This is a genomic window from Paraburkholderia sp. BCC1885 (genome assembly GCF_900996235.1).
Taxonomy (GTDB): Bacteria; Pseudomonadota; Gammaproteobacteria; order Burkholderiales; family Burkholderiaceae; genus Paraburkholderia.
Genome location: NZ_CAAJGM010000133.1, coordinates 59717 through 74993, shown reverse-complemented (window position 1 = coordinate 74993; position 15277 = coordinate 59717). Strand labels below are relative to the sequence as shown.

13 protein-coding genes are annotated in these 15277 nt (G+C 63.6%); 6 read left to right on the top strand and 7 right to left on the bottom strand.

Translation table 11 applies throughout. The features are described from left to right. Positions 1-62: 62 nt before the first annotated feature. Positions 63-3383 (bottom strand): DEAD/DEAH box helicase, encoded by a 3321-nt coding sequence (locus FQ755_RS14005; protein WP_144155100.1) that lies wholly within the window; start codon positions 3381-3383, stop codon positions 63-65. A gap of 251 nt (positions 3384-3634) precedes the next feature. Further along, on the bottom strand, positions 3635-4438 hold the full coding sequence (locus tag FQ755_RS14000) for a DeoR/GlpR family DNA-binding transcription regulator (RefSeq protein WP_144155098.1): 804 nt from the start codon (positions 4436-4438) through the stop codon (positions 3635-3637). Positions 4439-4698: 260 nt separating this feature from the next. On the opposite strand from FQ755_RS14000, the gene FQ755_RS13995 reads away from it, so the two are divergent. Continuing rightward, positions 4699-7179: an FAD-dependent oxidoreductase gene (locus FQ755_RS13995; protein ID WP_144155096.1), complete on the top strand. Its 2481-nt coding sequence runs from the start codon at positions 4699-4701 to the stop codon at positions 7177-7179. 10 nt (positions 7180-7189) lie between these two features. Here the strand turns inward: FQ755_RS13995 and FQ755_RS13990 are convergent, their stop codons facing one another. Together FQ755_RS13990 and FQ755_RS13985 are read right to left on the bottom strand one after the other, a co-directional pair. Next, the gene (locus FQ755_RS13990) at positions 7190-7735 is read right to left on the bottom strand and encodes a cytochrome b (protein ID WP_144155094.1); all 546 of its coding nucleotides are present in this window, start codon (positions 7733-7735) and stop codon (positions 7190-7192) included. After that, positions 7732-8820, bottom strand: coding sequence for a catalase family peroxidase (locus FQ755_RS13985; protein WP_313957452.1), 1089 nt, complete (start codon positions 8818-8820; stop codon positions 7732-7734). Before FQ755_RS13985 ends, FQ755_RS13990 begins: the two co-directional genes overlap by 4 nt. Before the next feature lie 179 nt (positions 8821-8999). Here FQ755_RS13985 and FQ755_RS13980 point away from each other — a divergent pair, with 179 nt between their 5' ends. The 3 genes from FQ755_RS13980 to FQ755_RS13970 all read left to right on the top strand — a co-directional run bounded on the left by FQ755_RS13980 (position 9000) and on the right by FQ755_RS13970 (position 11473). Continuing rightward, positions 9000-9866: an anti-sigma factor family protein gene (locus tag FQ755_RS13980; protein WP_144155092.1), complete on the top strand. Its 867-nt coding sequence runs from the start codon at positions 9000-9002 to the stop codon at positions 9864-9866. A gap of 234 nt (positions 9867-10100) precedes the next feature. Continuing rightward, on the top strand, positions 10101-10619 hold the full coding sequence (locus tag FQ755_RS13975; RefSeq protein WP_144155090.1) for an RNA polymerase sigma factor: 519 nt from the start codon (positions 10101-10103) through the stop codon (positions 10617-10619). After that, positions 10616-11473: an anti-sigma factor family protein gene (locus FQ755_RS13970; RefSeq protein WP_144155088.1), complete on the top strand. Its 858-nt coding sequence runs from the start codon at positions 10616-10618 to the stop codon at positions 11471-11473. The genes FQ755_RS13975 and FQ755_RS13970 overlap by 4 nt, the downstream gene beginning before the upstream one ends. Positions 11474-11582: 109 nt before the next feature. On the opposite strand, the gene ribA is transcribed toward FQ755_RS13970, so the two are convergent. Then, a complete protein-coding gene (ribA, locus tag FQ755_RS13965; RefSeq protein WP_144155086.1) occupies positions 11583-12230 on the bottom strand; it encodes a GTP cyclohydrolase II in 648 nt (215 codons plus the stop codon). A 287-nt stretch (positions 12231-12517) separates the two neighbouring features. Between ribA and FQ755_RS13960 the strand changes: the two genes are divergently transcribed. After that, positions 12518-12958: a CBS domain-containing protein gene (locus FQ755_RS13960; protein WP_144155084.1), complete on the top strand. Its 441-nt coding sequence runs from the start codon at positions 12518-12520 to the stop codon at positions 12956-12958. Positions 12959-13242: 284 nt separating this feature from the next. Here the strand turns inward: FQ755_RS13960 and FQ755_RS13955 are convergent, their stop codons facing one another. Both FQ755_RS13955 and FQ755_RS13950 read right to left on the bottom strand, forming a co-directional pair. After that, a complete protein-coding gene (locus FQ755_RS13955; protein ID WP_144155082.1) occupies positions 13243-13596 on the bottom strand; it encodes a DUF4148 domain-containing protein in 354 nt (117 codons plus the stop codon). Between the two features lie 295 nt (positions 13597-13891). Continuing rightward, on the bottom strand, positions 13892-14524 hold the full coding sequence (locus FQ755_RS13950; RefSeq protein ID WP_144155080.1) for a DNA-3-methyladenine glycosylase: 633 nt from the start codon (positions 14522-14524) through the stop codon (positions 13892-13894). Positions 14525-14882: 358 nt separating this feature from the next. Here FQ755_RS13950 and FQ755_RS13945 point away from each other — a divergent pair, with 358 nt between their 5' ends. Further along, entirely contained in the window at positions 14883-15245 is a 363-nt protein-coding gene (locus FQ755_RS13945) for a BON domain-containing protein (protein WP_144155078.1), read from the top strand. Positions 15246-15277: the final 32 nt, after the last annotated feature.

The following is a 15277-nucleotide window of genomic DNA, read 5'->3' as shown; positions in this document are numbered from 1 at the left end:
TCCGGCTTTGGCGGCCCGCTGCGCACGCGCCTGATTGCAGGTGTTGCAGCGGGCCTGCGCCGTCAGCTCGCGCGCGCGATCTCCGGCATGGGCGCGAACAAGGCTTCGAGATCGTCGTCCGAGAATTTAACCGCTCCGGCCGCATCTTCGGAGAGGATGCTGTCCGCCAGCGCCGCCTTCTTCTCCTGCAAACGGACGATTTTTTCTTCGATGCTGCCCACCGCGATCAGCTTGTAGACGAACACCGGCTTGTCCTGGCCGAGCCGGTGAGCGCGGTCGGTCGCCTGATTCTCGGCGGCCGGGTTCCACCAGGGATCGTAGTGGATCACCGTATCCGCCGCCGTGAGATTCAGGCCGACGCCGCCGGCCTTCAGGCTGATCAGGAACAGCGGCACCTCGCCGCGCTGGAAGCGTTGCACGGGCGTGGCGCGATCGGTGGTGTCGCCGGTCAGGGTGACGTAGGGGATGGCGGCCTTGTCGAGCGCGGCCGCGATCAGGTCCAGCATGCCTGTGAACTGCGAAAACAGCAGCACGCGGCGGCCCTCTTCGATCAGCGCCGGCAGCATCCCCAGCAATAGTTCGAGCTTGGCGGATTCCTTGACGCGCGCTGCCTTGTCCAGCTTCACGAGACGCGGATCGCAGCACACCTGGCGCAGCTTGAGCAGCGCGTCGAGCACGATGATGTGACTACGCGCGAGCCCTTGCGAGTTGACGGCGGCGCGCACCTTTTCCTGCATCGCCGTGCGGACGATTTCGTACAGATCACGCTGCGCACCCTCCAGATCCACGCTGCGCACGATGGTGGTTTTCTCCGGCAGTTCTTTCGCCACTTCGTCCTTACGACGGCGCAGCATGAACGGACGAATCCGCCGCGCCAGCAGTTCGCGTCGCACGCCGTCGCCGTTGCGTTCGATCGGATTGCGCCAGCGCTTGGCGAAATCTTTCTGCGTGCCGAGAAAACCCGGCAGCAGAAAATCGAACTGCGCCCACAACTCGCCGAGGTGATTCTCAAGCGGCGTGCCGGTCAGGCACAAACGGTGCCGCGCGCGCAGATCGCGAATTGCCGTGGCCGATTTGGTGGTGGCGTTCTTCACATATTGCGCCTCGTCGAGAATCAGCAGGTGATATTCGTGCTCGGACAACACCGCGTGGTCGCGCCACAGCAAGGCATACGTGGTGAGAATCAGATCATGCTGGCCGATCAGTTCGAAACGCTCTTTGCGCTGCGGCCCGTTCAGCACCAGTACCTTTAGATCCGGCGCAAAACGCTGCGCTTCTTCGCGCCAGTTGTGCACCAGCGTAGTGGGCACGACGATCAGCGCCGGACGGTCGAGGCGCCCGGCTTCCTTTTCCGCCAGCACGTGGGCCAAGGTCTGGACGGTCTTGCCGAGGCCCATGTCGTCGGCGAGGATGCCGGCCAGGTTATGCTCGCGCAGAAACTGCATCCAGCTCAGCCCTTGATGCTGATACGTGCGCAATTCGGCCCGCAGTCCGCGCGGCAACGGCGCTTCGGTCACGCCGCCGCCGTTCTGCAGACGCTGCGCCAGTCGGCGGATCGAGTCGTCGCCCTGGAACTGCCAGCGGCCCGTATCGGTGAGCGCGGCGAGGCGTCCTGCATCAAGTTCAGGAATCCTGAGGTTATCGTCACCTTTCCAGCTGCCGAGGCCGTCGAACAGATCGACCAGCACGCGCACCACCGGTTTGAGACGGCCCGCGCGCAACCGCAGACGTTCGGCGCGCTCGGTGGTGAGTTCGATATCCTCTTCATCGTCGATCATGTCGAGGCCGCCGCCGAGCCAGCGCCGGTCGCGCCGGAACAGTCCCGCCAGCAGCGGTTCCAGACGCACCGTGCGATCCCCAAGCGTGATGCCCATTTCGAGGTCGAACCAGCCGTCGCCGGCCTGGCGCGCGGTGCCTTCGATCGCATCGATTTCAATTACGTTGTGACGGAAAGTCGCTGCGACGGTCACCCGCCAGCCCTTGCTGTCGAGCGCGGGCACGGCTTCGTCGACGAACTCGGACCATGCCTCGGGGTCGGGCAAGGCGAGCAGCGTCTCCGGCAAGGCGTGACGGGAATACGCGCCGTTGGCCGGCACCACCTGCAGGCCGGCCTTGCGTAATTCGAGCAGGCGCTGTTTTTCGGTGTCGTAGCGACGCCGGATATGGATCACGTTGCCGCCCGGAAGCGGCACCACGGTGGCGCGGCTTTCCGCCTTGACGCTGACGCCTTCGTAATCGAAGCTGACCGCGGCGAAGTCCAGCAGATGATCGCGCTGGGCCGGTTTGCCGACACCAAGCGCGCCCATCGGCTGCGTGTTGAGTACGATGACCGGCACCGGGTCGGTATCGATCACGCGCACTTTGCTGTTGTCGAGCGCGGGCGGCAGGGGCAAGTCCGGTGCGATCTCGCGCAGCACGGCAGCCACCAGAGGTGCCTCCGCGAGCGAAATGGGCGGCATCGACAGGTAGTCAGGCAGTTGCTGGAACGGTAAGGAGAGCTCGACAATGCCCGCTTCGCCGGCCTCTTCGTCGACATACCAGACGGGCTCGGTGGCAAGCACCATCGCAGCCGGCGGCTCAGTGCACAGGACCGGGCGCAGACGGTTGTCGGCCAGGGTTTCCCATTCGATTCGCCCCGGCCGCGTGGTGCCCATCGTCAGCGGGCGCAACGGCCGCTTCAAAACCGCATCCGTGGACGCCGCGGGAAAGAGCCGCCCGGTTGCGATCAGCCGGTGCAAAATCTCGCCGCCGCTGTTGCCGCGCAGAATGAATTGCCCGCGGTTGTCGCGCGCATGGCCAAGCCACAGGCTGCGCAGAATGACGAGATCGTCGTCGGCAACGAATTTGGGCGGCTTGATCAGAGCGGCTTCGACGTTGCTCCATGGCTCGTCGATGGCGCGGACCTCGCCGTCCACGCCGAGCCGTCCCTTGAACAACTGGATCTCGTGACGCTGCTCGTGGCGCGACCAGCCGAGCCGGTAAATCAGCGCATGAGTCGGCGCGATGCTGCCCCGCCTGATGCCCGGCAGCTCGGTTTCGGCATGGGCGCGGAAAGTCTCCAGCCATCTGACCAGTTCGGGACGCACGGCGCTCTGGTCCGCGGAGGCTTCGCCGAGCGCCGCCATCAGCACGGCCGCCATGTGCTTGCACTGGAACCCGACGGGGCAGGAGCAATCGCCCTCCACCCACAGGTCGTCGCCGATATCGTGAAACTTGACGTCCACCGAGTAAGGATGGCGCTGGGTACCCTGCACTTCGCCGCTCAGGGTGCGGTCGTTCCAGCGCAGATTCGAGACTGCGCCGACATACTCGCGTGCCTTGTCGACGGTTTTCGCCCCTAACCACTTCGTAATATCTTCTCGATCGTAGAAAACTGACGACATCCGGGTGCCTCATGCATGCGTGTTCTGGCGCGTGGCGACGTAACGTGCTTTTCAGGGCGCCGGCGCATTCGCCAGGTTCTCCTGCGATAACCGGCCCTGCCGTTGCGCACTGTGTTCGCCGTTGCTAACCCGCTATTTTCGCATGGGCCGGAAATGGCCGTTAGCGCAACGTTGACAGGTGACGGTGGAAATGTTTGCAGATATGCCAGGAATGCGCTGACGCTGCGCCGTGCCCACGCAGCACCGACCGTTCAGGCCGTTGCGCTCGCGGGATCAACCGGCGCGGCGGAGGCCGGCGCGCCGACGCGCACTTCAAGCTCAGCCGTGGCGAATACCTGCGCAAGCGCCGGTGACGGCGCCTCATCCGTGATCAGGAGGTCCACTGCGTCGCAGCCAAACGCGTGCACCAGCGCGCTATGCCCGAACTTCGAGTGATCCGCCGCGACCACACGCCGCTCGGCCTGCGCGAATGCGGCCAGCGAATACGCGACGTCGTCGGGCTGTGCGTCCATAAAACGGCCCTGCGCGTCGATGGCCGTGACCGAGACAATCGCGTAACGCACGTGAAACTGGCGGACAAACGTCAGCGCGCTCTCGCCGAACGCGGCGCAGTCGTCGGCGCGCACTTCGCCGCCGGCGACGAACACGCGGTTACCGTTGCGTGGCGCGAGCGTGCGGGCAATTTCCGCTGAGTTGGTGACCACCGTCAGCCGCGAGCGCGCGCACAACGCATTGGCGATATGCACGCAGGTCGTGCCGCCGTCGAGAATCAGTGAGTCGCCGTCGCGCACCATCTCGCATACGCTTGCCGCCATCAGCCGCTTCGCCTCGAGGTTCTCCTGCAAGCGGCGCTGGAACGGCGGCTCGTCGAGCCGGCCAGGCAGCATCACGCCGCCATGCACCTTGATGAGCACGCCTTCGGCGATCAATGGCTTGAGGTCGCGGCGGATGGTTTCGTCGGACACGGCGAAAATCTCGGCCAGTTCAATGACCGTGCAGGTTCGCTGCGCCTGCACGAGGCGCAGGATTTCGGCTTGTCGCTGGGTGGAGAACATGCGGGACGCGGAGGATTCAGGTGCCGGTCAGTCTAGCAAAAGCGTGAGCGATGGGATAGGTTTTTCCACACATTTCCACGCAAAGCAACGCAAGAGGGTCGGCGGAGTTTTCACCTTATTTTTCCTTCGGAATTCAACTCATATGCCGCCACATGGCATGAATTTTCCGTGACGGCGTTGCATTCCGCGGTTTTTTGCTGCAATCTATCTCCAATAATTTCCACATATATCAACATTTCTCGTTGGACGCACCCCATTCCATGTCTACCGCAATTCCTCAACACGCCCGCGTGGTCATCATCGGCGGCGGCATCATCGGCTGCTCGGTGGCGTATCACCTGACGAAGCTGGGCTGGACTGACGTCGTCCTGCTCGAACAGGGGCAACTGTCCTGCGGCACCACCTGGCACGCGGCAGGTCTGGTGGGGCAATTGCGCGCCCAGGAAAGCATGACCAAACTGATCCGCTACTCCACCGCGTTGTATGCCGAGCTGGAAGCGAACACCGGCCTCGCCACCGGCTGGAAGCAATGCGGCTCGCTCTCGGTGGCGCGCACGGCGGAGCGGATGACGCAGCTCAAGCGCACCGCCGCCGTCGCGCGGGCCTACGGCGTAACCTGCGACGTCATCAGCCCGCAGGAAGCCGGCGAGCTCTGGCCGGTCATGCGCACCGACGACCTGCTCGGCGCCGTGTGGCTGCCAGGCGACGGCAAGGCCAACCCCACCGATCTCACCCAGGCCCTCGCCCGCGGCGCCCGCACACGCGGCGCGCGAATCGTCGAGAACACGCGGGTCACGGCCATTCACACCCAGCCGGCGGCGGGCGGCCGCGAAGTGAGCGGGCTCGCGTGGCGCAACAAGGACGGCGCCGAAGGCACGCTGAGCGCGGAGGTCGTCGTGAACTGCGCGGGACAGTGGGCGAAAGCCGTGGGGCGTCTGTGCGACGTCACCGTGCCGCTGCATTCGGCGGAGCATTACTACATCGTCACCGAGCGAATCGCCGGCGTGCATCCCGATCTGCCGGTGATGCGCGATCCCGATGGTTTCATCTACTTCAAGGAAGAAGTGGGCGGTCTCGTGATGGGCGGCTTCGAACCGAACGCCAAGCCTTGGGGCATGAACGGCATCCCCGAGAATTTCGAATTCCAGTTGCTGCCCGACGACTGGGATCAGTTCGAAGTCCTGATGGAAAACGCCTTGCAGCGCGTGCCCGCGCTCGAAACCGCGCAGATCCGGCAGTTCTACAACGGCCCCGAGTCGTTCACGCCGGACAACAATTTCATCCTCGGCGAAGCGCCGGAGTTGCGCCGCTTCTTCGTCGGCGCGGGTTTCAATTCGATGGGGATCGCTTCGGCGGGCGGCGCCGGCATGGCGCTCGCGGAATGGATCGTCGCGGGTACGCCGACCATGGATCTGTGGCCGGTGGACATCCGCCGCTTCGCGCGCTTTAACGGCAACGACAGCTGGCTGCATGATCGCGTCAAGGAAACCCTCGGCCTGCACTATGCGATGCCATGGCCGAACCGCGAACTCGACAGCGCGCGTCCGTTCCGTCGTTCGCCGCTCTATCCGATGCTGCGCGATGCAGGTGCCTGCTTCGGTAGCAAAATGGGCTGGGAGCGGCCGAATTTCTTCGCGCCGAGCCCCGCCCAGGCGAACATCGAATACGCGTTCGGCCAGCAGAACTGGCTGCCGTGGAGCGGCGCGGAGCATCGGGCATGCCGTGAAGGCGTGGCGCTGTTCGACATGACGTCGTTTTCGAAATTCCTCGTCAAAGGCCGCGACGCCGAAAGTGTGCTGCAAGGCATCGTCGCCAACGATGTCGCGGTGCCGCCCGGCACCACCGTCTACACCGGCATGCTCAACGAGCGCGGCACCTACGAGTCCGATTTCACGCTGACGCGCCTCGCCGAGGATCAATACCTGCTCGTCACCGGCTCGGCGCAAACCACGCGCGATTTCGATTACCTCGAAAAATCCATTCCGCACGACCGGCATTGCACGCTGGTCGATGTCACCGGCCAGTACGCCGTGCTGGCGGTGATGGGTCCGCGTTCGCGCGATCTGCTGCAAGCGGTCTCGAAGGCCGACTGGAGCAACGCTGCCTTTGCGTTCGGCCAGAGCCGCGAGGTGGACATCGGCTATGCCACGGTACGGGCTACGCGGTTGACTTATGTCGGCGAGCTGGGCTGGGAACTGTACGTACCGGTCGAATTTGCGGCGGGCGTCTACGAGACTTTGCATGCCGCCGGAAAGCGCTTTGGTCTCCTGAACGCCGGTTACTATGCAATCGATTCGCTGCGGATCGAGAAAGGCTACCGCGCATGGGGCCGCGAACTCACGCCGGACTCGAACCCGTTCGAAGCGGGTCTGGCGTTCGCCTGCAAGCTGGACGAGGAGATTGCGTTCCGCGGCCGCGAGGCCTTGCTGAAACTGCGTGCCGAGCCGTTGCGCCGTCGCATGGTCGTGTTGACTGCCGATGGCGCCGCCGATCGCATGCTGTGGGGCGGCGAAGCAATCCTGCGCGACGGCAAGCCGGTGGGCTTCGTCAGTTCGGCGGCCTTTGGACACACGTTCGGCTGTCCGGTGGCGATGGGCTACGTCAACAATCCGGACGGTGCAGCGGATACGGCGTATCTGACGAGCGGCCGTTATGAAATCGACGTGGCCGGCGATCTGCTGCCGGCCACGGTCCATCTGAAAGCGCCTTATGATCCGCGCTCGGAGCGGGTGAAAAGCTGAAGGTGCTTTTTTACACGCGCCCTCCGCCACCCGCCATGCTCGAAAACACCCCGTCGCGGCGAATCAGTCCATGAAACAGCGCCGCGGCGAGATGGCCCAAAACGGCCAGAAACAGCGCCAACGCCAGATACGTATGCAACGCCCGCAGCGACGCGTACAGCGCAATGTCGTGCGGCACGATCGGCGGCAGATGAATGGCGCCGAACATCGTCACCGGATAACCCGCCGCCGAGAGCATGGCCCAGCCGACCAGCGGCATCGCCAGCATCAACGCATACAGCACCAGATGCGAAAGCCTGGCGACGACGCGTTGCAGCGCGGGCATATCGTCCGGCAGCGGCGGAGTGCCGCGTCGAAGCCGCACGGCGATGCGCAGCAGCACCAGCAACAGGATCGCGATACCGAGCGGCCTATGCAGCGCAATCAGCGTGTTGTGAGCGTGCGAGACGGTCGCAACCATGCCGATGCCGACGAATAGCATCGCGAGAATCGCGAGCGCCATCGTCCAGTGCAGCAGTCTTTGTAGCGGGCTGAATTGGGAATGCGTCGGCATCATGACCGGTCTCCGTTTTGCTGCGGGTGATGCAGGTTGGGATTAAGCGCTTCTTCGCGAGTGCGCCGGTTATAGGACACCGCATAGGCCGCCGAACGCGCGGCGAGCAGCGGATCGTTCGAGGTCTTGATGCCCGCAGGCAGGACCGTCGGATCGAAGTTGACGTCGCGGCACGGACCGTCTTCCTGCGAGGTTTCGTGATCGATCACGAGCGTGCCGGCATCGATCTGCTGGCGCCCCTCCGGCCAGGCCTGGGTGGCGTCGTCGACCGGGTCGCCGGGTGCGGCTACCGTCACCATCAGATGCCAGCGTAATGGACCGCTTTGCAGACGCTGTTCGAGATCCGCCGCCAGAAAACTCTTCTCGGCATTTTGCGCATCGGTAATCGGCGTGTACAGTGTTTCCGGAACCATCGCCCAGCGCACGGCGTGCGTGTTGCCGTCAGCGCCGACGAAATTGAACGCGTTGACGCTGTAGTACGAGCCGTTGGCAAAACTGGACGACGGCGGGTGGCCCTTCACCCATGCCTGAAACGGCTGCGTCTCCGGATTGGCGGCGTAAAACGCCTTCAGCACGGCCGGGTCCGGCTTGGCCGTCGCCGGATCGGGTTTGCTGGCAACCAGTTGCTGATAGAACTGTTCAGGTGTCCGAACGGCAAACACCGGCACCGAATTCATGCCGGTGCGCCATTGCTCGCCGTCGTGCTGCGTGAACATCAGGGCGAGGCTGCGGATCGGCACGCTGGTATCGGGCGCTCCCGGGTTGCCGCCCGGAATCGCAAAGCGGCCGATGACCGGGGTTTGCCCTTTTGCAAAAACAGCGGCACTGGAAAGCGCCGCACCGTTGCCGTTACTATCGAAATAGCCGGCTACGCATACGCCTTTCGCATGATTGCGACGAAAGCCCGCATGCGGGCCGCTATTCGCTTCGAAGGCGTCGATGATGCGATGAGTGGTTAGCCGCTGCGGTGTGAGCCAGCCGGCCACGTAGGCGAAACCGCCTGCCATGGCCGCGACCACCACGCCGATGGCGGCAAGACGGCACGGCACACAGATGCGCTGCGAGGCGCGATAGGGGGACCTGTTCACGAAGACTCCTTGGGCATTTTTAGACGATCTACCTCCCCGCAAACACAGGGACAGAAGGTTTATTCCCGCAATCCGCCACGGCACGCGGTTTGCGTCGTATATGCGTGGATATATGCATGGAATAAACGGCTACAGGATCGTGTTAGCCGGTCAACAGGCAATCTTTTGGCAAGACCACCATGAACCCGACCGACCCGCGGCGCGATCCGCCGCTTTCCGAAACCGCGCTTTCCGAAACCGATATCCAGGCCTATGCGGACGGCTTTCTCGCGCCCGAACGCGCCGCCCATCTGCGTCAGTACCTCGGCAAACGGCCGGGCGAGGCGCGGCGCGTGGCCTTCTACGGCAAGCTGAATCAGCAGATTCAGGACACCTTTCTGCCGACCGACGAACCGTTGCCCACGCTCGCGTCCGGCAAGGCGCGTGCTCATGGTGGGTCCGGCGGCTGGTTCAACCGGCGTGTTCGGGGGCTTCGGCGGCATCCGTTGCGCGCCTTGCTGGCTCTGGTTCTCGCCGTGGTGCTGGCCGGGCTGGCGGCGAGCGGCTGGATGACCGCGTCGCAAGTGTCTGACGAAGCCTTGAACAACGCCGCGGTGATGGCGCTGGCGCGGGCTTTTGCCGACCATCCAGGCGCTGCGGCCGGGTCGTCCCATGGCGGCAGCGCGGCGCCAGCGGCCGCCGCCGCACCAACCGCTGCGGCCTCGGGTACGGCAGCGGCGCCGGAATCGACGCCCGCCTCGCTCCTGGCAAGCAGCGGCGCGCCCAATCTTGCGCCGGTCGGCATGCGCCTCGTCGGGCAGCGGACCCTGAAACTCGGCCCGGTGGCCCGCGCCGCCGAATATATCTACCTGAACGCTTATGACCAGCCGGTGGTCCTGCTAACAGCGCGTTCGCGGCCGATGAGCGCCCAGCCCCAATGGAGCGCGCAGCGCGTGGGGACGCTGCGGCTCCTCACCTGGAGCGCGTACCACCAGCGTTACGTGCTGGCCGGCGCGGCTGACGCGCATGGCCTGATGCGGGCCGCCGACTTCATGACCATGCGTTAGGCCGCGTCGAGTGCCAGGGCCAAACTGCAAACTTATTTCCTTCGATGTTTAAGGGCGGGAATAAAATGCGCACAGGCGTGTTCGCATGAATGAACCGCCGCCGCGCAGCCGCTCCAGGCACGCGATGCAGCACCTCTCCCAGTAGAACCCCCGGACCACCGGCGGTTCTGCTGCCCCAACGGGGAAGCCCGCCGCGCGCAGCGGCTGGCCTGGAGGCACACACTGGTAAGGGCAATGGATATCCGTGACGAATTGATGGAGCACGTCCCAAGGTTGCGGCGCTACGCAAGAGCGCTGATCAACAACCGGGACCTCGCCGACGACCTGGTGCAGGACACGCTCGAACGCGCCCTGGGACGCACGGCGCTATTCCAGGCCGGCACCGACCTGCGCGCGTGGCTGTTTACGATCATGCACAACGTGTTCGCGAATCAGGCGCGTAAGGCGTCGATGCGGGCGGTGCATGTGTCGGTGGACGACGACAGCATCGCCGAAAGCGAATTCGCGGTGGCGTCGGACCAGACGCGCTCGCTGGAAATGCGCGATCTCGATTACGCACTGCAACGTCTGCCCACCGAGCAACGCGAAGTCGTGCTGCTGGTCGGGCTGGAAGAAATGAGCTACGCCGACGTGGCGCTGGCGCTGGACATCCCCATCGGCACGGTGATGTCGCGGCTGTCGCGCGGGCGCGAACGGCTACGGGCTTTGATGGCGGGCACCCAGCCCGGAGCGAAATTACAGGTGGTGCGATGAACGAACAACTCACTCCGATCAGCGAAGAAGAACTGCATGCTTATGTGGACGGCACGCTGTCCGAGGAACGCCGCGCCCAGGTGGAGCGCGCCCTCGAACAGAATCCCGAACTGGCTGCGCGGATCAGCGACTATTTCTCGCTGAACAACATGTTCCATGACCGCTACGACCGCGTGCTGAGCGAGCCGGTGCCGAAGCGTCTGCAGCAGCAGGCGCAGGCACCGAAGCGGCGCTGGCTGGACGCGGCTAACTGGCCGCAGTTCGCGGGGATGGCGGCGGCGCTGGTGCTGGGCGTCGGCATTGGCGTGGGCACGCAGATGGGCAAGAGCGTGCCGGGCGCGGGGATGGGCATGGCTATGCCGGGCGCCGGCACTTCCGCGGATACACGCCCGGTCAGTGCGGATGCGTCGGATGGGCTTGCCCGCCAGGCTGCAATCGCGCACGTGGTGTATATGCCTGCAGTGCAAGTGCCGGATACCACCAAGGGTACGGACCACGATCAGGATTTCGTGCGGTGGCTGTCGAACAAGCTCGGCACCGACGTTCACGCGCCGCTGCTCGACAAGAGCGGCTTCGAACTGAGCGGCGGACGAATCTTGCCCGGCGCGGACGGCCCGGTGGCGCAATTCATGTATCGCGGACCCGGCGACGAACGGGTGACGCTGTGCATCTCACATCGCACCGTGAATTCGAACACCACCGCGTTCAAGCTGTATCAGGATGGCTCGGTGAACGTGTTCTACTGGGTGGACGGAGATTACGGCTATGCGGTTTCGGGTGGGATCGACCGCAAGGTTCTGTTGCAACTGTCGCATGACGTTTATGCGCAGTTGACGGCGGCGAAGGGGGGGTAATCGCGGCAGGCTGGTCAGCGTGCGCATGCAATCGCACACTCTGACCATACCGCTGAACTGACGCCCTCAGCCGCTCACACTCCAGGCCGGCTGAGGCGCAGTCTATGCATTACTCGTTTTCGTCGAAGTAATGCCCGAACTTGACCTGCTTCGTTCGGATATAACGCTCGTTTTCCTCGCGCATCGGAATCGCCAGCGCGACCCGTTCGCACACCGGAATGCCGTGCTGCGACAAGGTGTCGAACTTCTTTGGATTGTTGCTCATCAAGCGCACCGAAGTGACCTTCAGCGTGCGCAGAATCCCCGCCGCCGAATCGTACTCGCGCGAATCATCGGGTAAGCCGAGATCGAGATTGGCCTCGACCGTATCGCGCCCCTGCTCCTGCAGTGCATAAGCGCGAATCTTGTTCGACAGACCGATGCCGCGGCCTTCGTGACCACGCAGATACAGCAGCACGCCGCGGCCTTCGGCGGCGATGTAGCGCAGCGCAAGGTCGAGCTGTTCGCCGCAATCGCACCGGTATGAGCCGAGCACGTCGCCGGTCAGGCATTCCGAATGCAGGCGGGTCAGCACCGGTTCGTTGTTGGCGACGTCGCCCATCACGAGCGCGAGATGCTCGGCGCCGGTTTCGCAGACGCGAAACACGTAAGACGTGAAAGTGCCGTAACGGGTGGGAAGCGTGGCGACCGCGTCGAGAATGACGCATTCGCCGTTATATTGACCGTCTTCGACCGACGGAGTGTGAGGCGTGGACATGGCGTTAGACAAGGGCACTGACATGAACCCGTGAGCAACCGGGGATAAAGTACGGAACTGGAGTTTACCGCTAAACGGCCTTGAACACTTGCCTGTGCACACGCCCCGCTCCAACCGGCTCGCGCACCAACGGCGAGTGGGCGAGCCGATCGCACAAAGTTCGCCACGAGTGACCAGGTATTTGCCCATGAGTGCCTGATGAGGCCACGCCGCCTATACTGGAATCGCCTTCCATCACGAATGCACGTCATGTGCCGGCGTGCTGCACTGCGATACGGAGCCGCTCCATGACTAGCGTTGCCCAACTACTCAAATCGAAGCCTGATCACGGCGTTTTCACGATTGCGGCGGACGATTCCGTCTACGACGCAATCAAACTGATGGCGGAAAAGCAGATCGGCGCGCTGGTCGTGACCGATGGCGACAGCATCGCCGGCATCATCACCGAGCGCGACTATGCCCGCAAGGTCGTGCTGATGGATCGTGCGTCGAGAGCGACGCCAGTGCGCGACATCATGAGCAAGGCGGTGCGCTTCGTGCATCTGAAACAGACCACGGACGAATGCATGGCATTGATGACCGAGCGGCGCATGCGCCATCTGCCGGTGATCGATCAGGACAGGCTGGTGGGAATGGTGTCGATCGGTGACTTGGTGAAGAACATCATCGCCGAGCAGCAGTTCACGATTCAGCAGCTCGAGTTCTACATCACGGGCGAGCATCCCTGAAGCGTCGCCGCACGGCAGAATGCCGCGGCAGCAAAAAAAGCCCAAACCGTGCGGATTGGGCGAAGCTACCTTGCGGCAGCGGAGGTTTCTGGGATTTGTGCTGGCGGATATGCCACGCGCATCAGATGCGGCGGTGCGCCGGGTGAATGCCCGCCTGGTCGGCTAAGCCGCGCGTCGTGCGGTGCATGTGTCGCATCGCAGACGCGCGGGATCTGCTTCATTCAGTTAGTGCGAGCCGCCAGAAGTTATCGAAACCCGGCGGCGCCCCGCACTACCCAACCCGATTAATGACCGAAGTACACATCCTGGTTACGCGAGGTCGGCTGCGTGGGCTGCATCGTGCCAGAGGCCGATGAACCGCTCGTCGACGGCCCGTAGCCGCTGGTGTCCGCGTTACCCTGCTGGGCGACCGGCGGGTTTTCCTGCTGGATGCGTTGTTCGGCGGCCTGGACATCGGACGGATAGGCTGGATCGTTGGCCGCGGACGGGTTGTAGCCGTTCTGTTCCAGCTGGATCAACTGGCTCTTGACCTCAGCGCGGGTGACCGGCTGCTGGTTGGTGTCGGCGGTCTGCGCGAACGCGGCGACCGGAGCGGCGAGGATGACAGCAATCGCGACAGCTTTGGTGAGCGATTTCATGATGGCTTACCTCCAGATCTGGTTTTTTGACTTCGCTTGACACGACATGTGAAAAGCGGGTAGTTCCAGTCTAGACACCTGAGTCCCGAGGGAAAACCCTTGATTTCAAGATATATATTTGCAAATCCCGCAAGAGTAATCGGGGAACTCGCCTAACATTGCCGGGACCTGACAGGATTTGAGTAGCAATTGCCGGTTTCGTAAAGTTTGCAGGCAGGCTGTCAAGCTAAATGTCGCAACATCGGTCGAAGCTGCCGGCCCATGCCCCGCGATGGGGAACGGTGCTCAGGGCCGCTCAGGGCCGTATCGCCGAAAGCGCCACCAGCAGCTTGCGCGGACCGCTGACAAACGGGCTCCCCGGCACATAAAAGCGCCGCAAATGATGCATTTCACGCGACAGCCCGATGCGCGTGGTGGCCGCCACCGGCGTCTCCTCCCCTTCGACCCTGCCGACCCACAAACCGTGGCCCGCGCATAAATCGACGCCATCGAACGCCATTCCGATGCCAAGCGCGGTCGAAAGCCGGCCCGGCCCGCGCGCGAGGTCGCGCAGACTCGCGCCGGGCCGCCGCGCCTGCATCAACGGCAGGCCTTCGAGCGGCTCGATGGCGCGAAACAGAATGCCGGCGCCGGTTCCCTCCTCCTCGCTCGACATGTTGAACATGTACGACACGCCGTAAGTGAGTCGCACGTGGGCGTGGCCGCGCGCCAGAAACATCGCGTCGTTATGAGGACGCCGGCCGATAAATGCATAGCTGGTCGAATCGCCGACGGGATAGGCCTCGGTCTCCACGATGCGCCCGCTCATGCGCCCTTGCGGCACGTCGTGAACGATGTACTTGCCGACCATGTAACGCGCCAGTTCGAGGGTATCGGCCGGCAGCTCGTCACGGTGCAAGGCGATGATGGGAAGCAATGGTGCTGTCATGGCGGCGTGCGACGATAAAGGTTGCCTGTTCAACTAAAACCGACCGTGCGCCACTCAGGTCGGATGGCAATGGTGCGGCATGACTGGCTCTTTGTTGCGATTGCGCGGCAATCCGTTGTATCAAAGCAGCATTTCCGCTCACGATTGAGTTCTAAATTCTTACAAGTAGAGTATTGTTACATTCCGGTCACCCACAAGCCTTGGCAGGCTTGCACGTGCCTCGGCCCGCTTGATCAGCAGACAGGTTTGCATCACTCGCAGCACCGTTTCACTCAGCTTTGATCCCGCAGTACCGGTTGGTGCAATCCTGCGGTTCCGTCCGGAATCGTGAAGAATCATGACAACAGGAGAAACTAGAATGAAAGCATTCCAGGCAATCAAGGTCATCGGTGGCGCGCTCATCGTCGTGGCATCCCTCAACGCTTATGCGCAAAGCAGCGACGCCATGGCAGCATCGGGCGCAATGTCCGCAGCCGCGCCGAGCGCCAAGTCGACCAAGGCCGCGAACCGCGCCCTGCAACGCAGCGTGCGCAAGACGCTGTCGCGCACCAAGGGCCTCAGCGTAACCAACATCACCGTCCGTGCTCGTAGCGGCGCAGTGACGTTGGAAGGCTCCGTGCCGGAACAACCGCAAGTCGACATCGCCACGCAAGCCGCACAAGGCGTAGCAGGCGTGACTTCGGTGAAGAACGACCTGACGATCCGTCCGATCGGCCAGTAAGCGCAGCAGACCGGGCGCAACCCCGCAGGGCC

What these genes read in the sequence shown, in the direction of transcription:
- FQ755_RS14000 (WP_144155098.1), bottom strand. Translation starts at nt 4,438, where the DNA reads ATGTTCTCCACCCAGCGACAAGCCGAAATCCTGCGCCTCGTGCAGGCG.
- FQ755_RS13980 (WP_144155092.1), top strand. Translation starts at nt 9,000, where the DNA reads ATGAACCCGACCGACCCGCGGCGCGATCCGCCGCTTTCCGAAACCGCG.
- FQ755_RS13995 (WP_144155096.1), top strand. Translation starts at nt 4,699, where the DNA reads ATGTCTACCGCAATTCCTCAACACGCCCGCGTGGTCATCATCGGCGGC.
- FQ755_RS13950 (WP_144155080.1), bottom strand. Translation starts at nt 14,524, where the DNA reads ATGACAGCACCATTGCTTCCCATCATCGCCTTGCACCGTGACGAGCTG.
- FQ755_RS13970 (WP_144155088.1), top strand. Translation starts at nt 10,616, where the DNA reads ATGAACGAACAACTCACTCCGATCAGCGAAGAAGAACTGCATGCTTAT.
- ribA (WP_144155086.1), bottom strand. Translation starts at nt 12,230, where the DNA reads ATGTCCACGCCTCACACTCCGTCGGTCGAAGACGGTCAATATAACGGC.
- FQ755_RS14005 (WP_144155100.1), bottom strand. Translation starts at nt 3,383, where the DNA reads ATGTCGTCAGTTTTCTACGATCGAGAAGATATTACGAAGTGGTTAGGG.
- FQ755_RS13945 (WP_144155078.1), top strand. Translation starts at nt 14,883, where the DNA reads ATGAAAGCATTCCAGGCAATCAAGGTCATCGGTGGCGCGCTCATCGTC.
- FQ755_RS13990 (WP_144155094.1), bottom strand. Translation starts at nt 7,735, where the DNA reads ATGATGCCGACGCATTCCCAATTCAGCCCGCTACAAAGACTGCTGCAC.
- FQ755_RS13955 (WP_144155082.1), bottom strand. Translation starts at nt 13,596, where the DNA reads ATGAAATCGCTCACCAAAGCTGTCGCGATTGCTGTCATCCTCGCCGCT.
- FQ755_RS13975 (WP_144155090.1), top strand. Translation starts at nt 10,101, where the DNA reads ATGGATATCCGTGACGAATTGATGGAGCACGTCCCAAGGTTGCGGCGC.
- FQ755_RS13960 (WP_144155084.1), top strand. Translation starts at nt 12,518, where the DNA reads ATGACTAGCGTTGCCCAACTACTCAAATCGAAGCCTGATCACGGCGTT.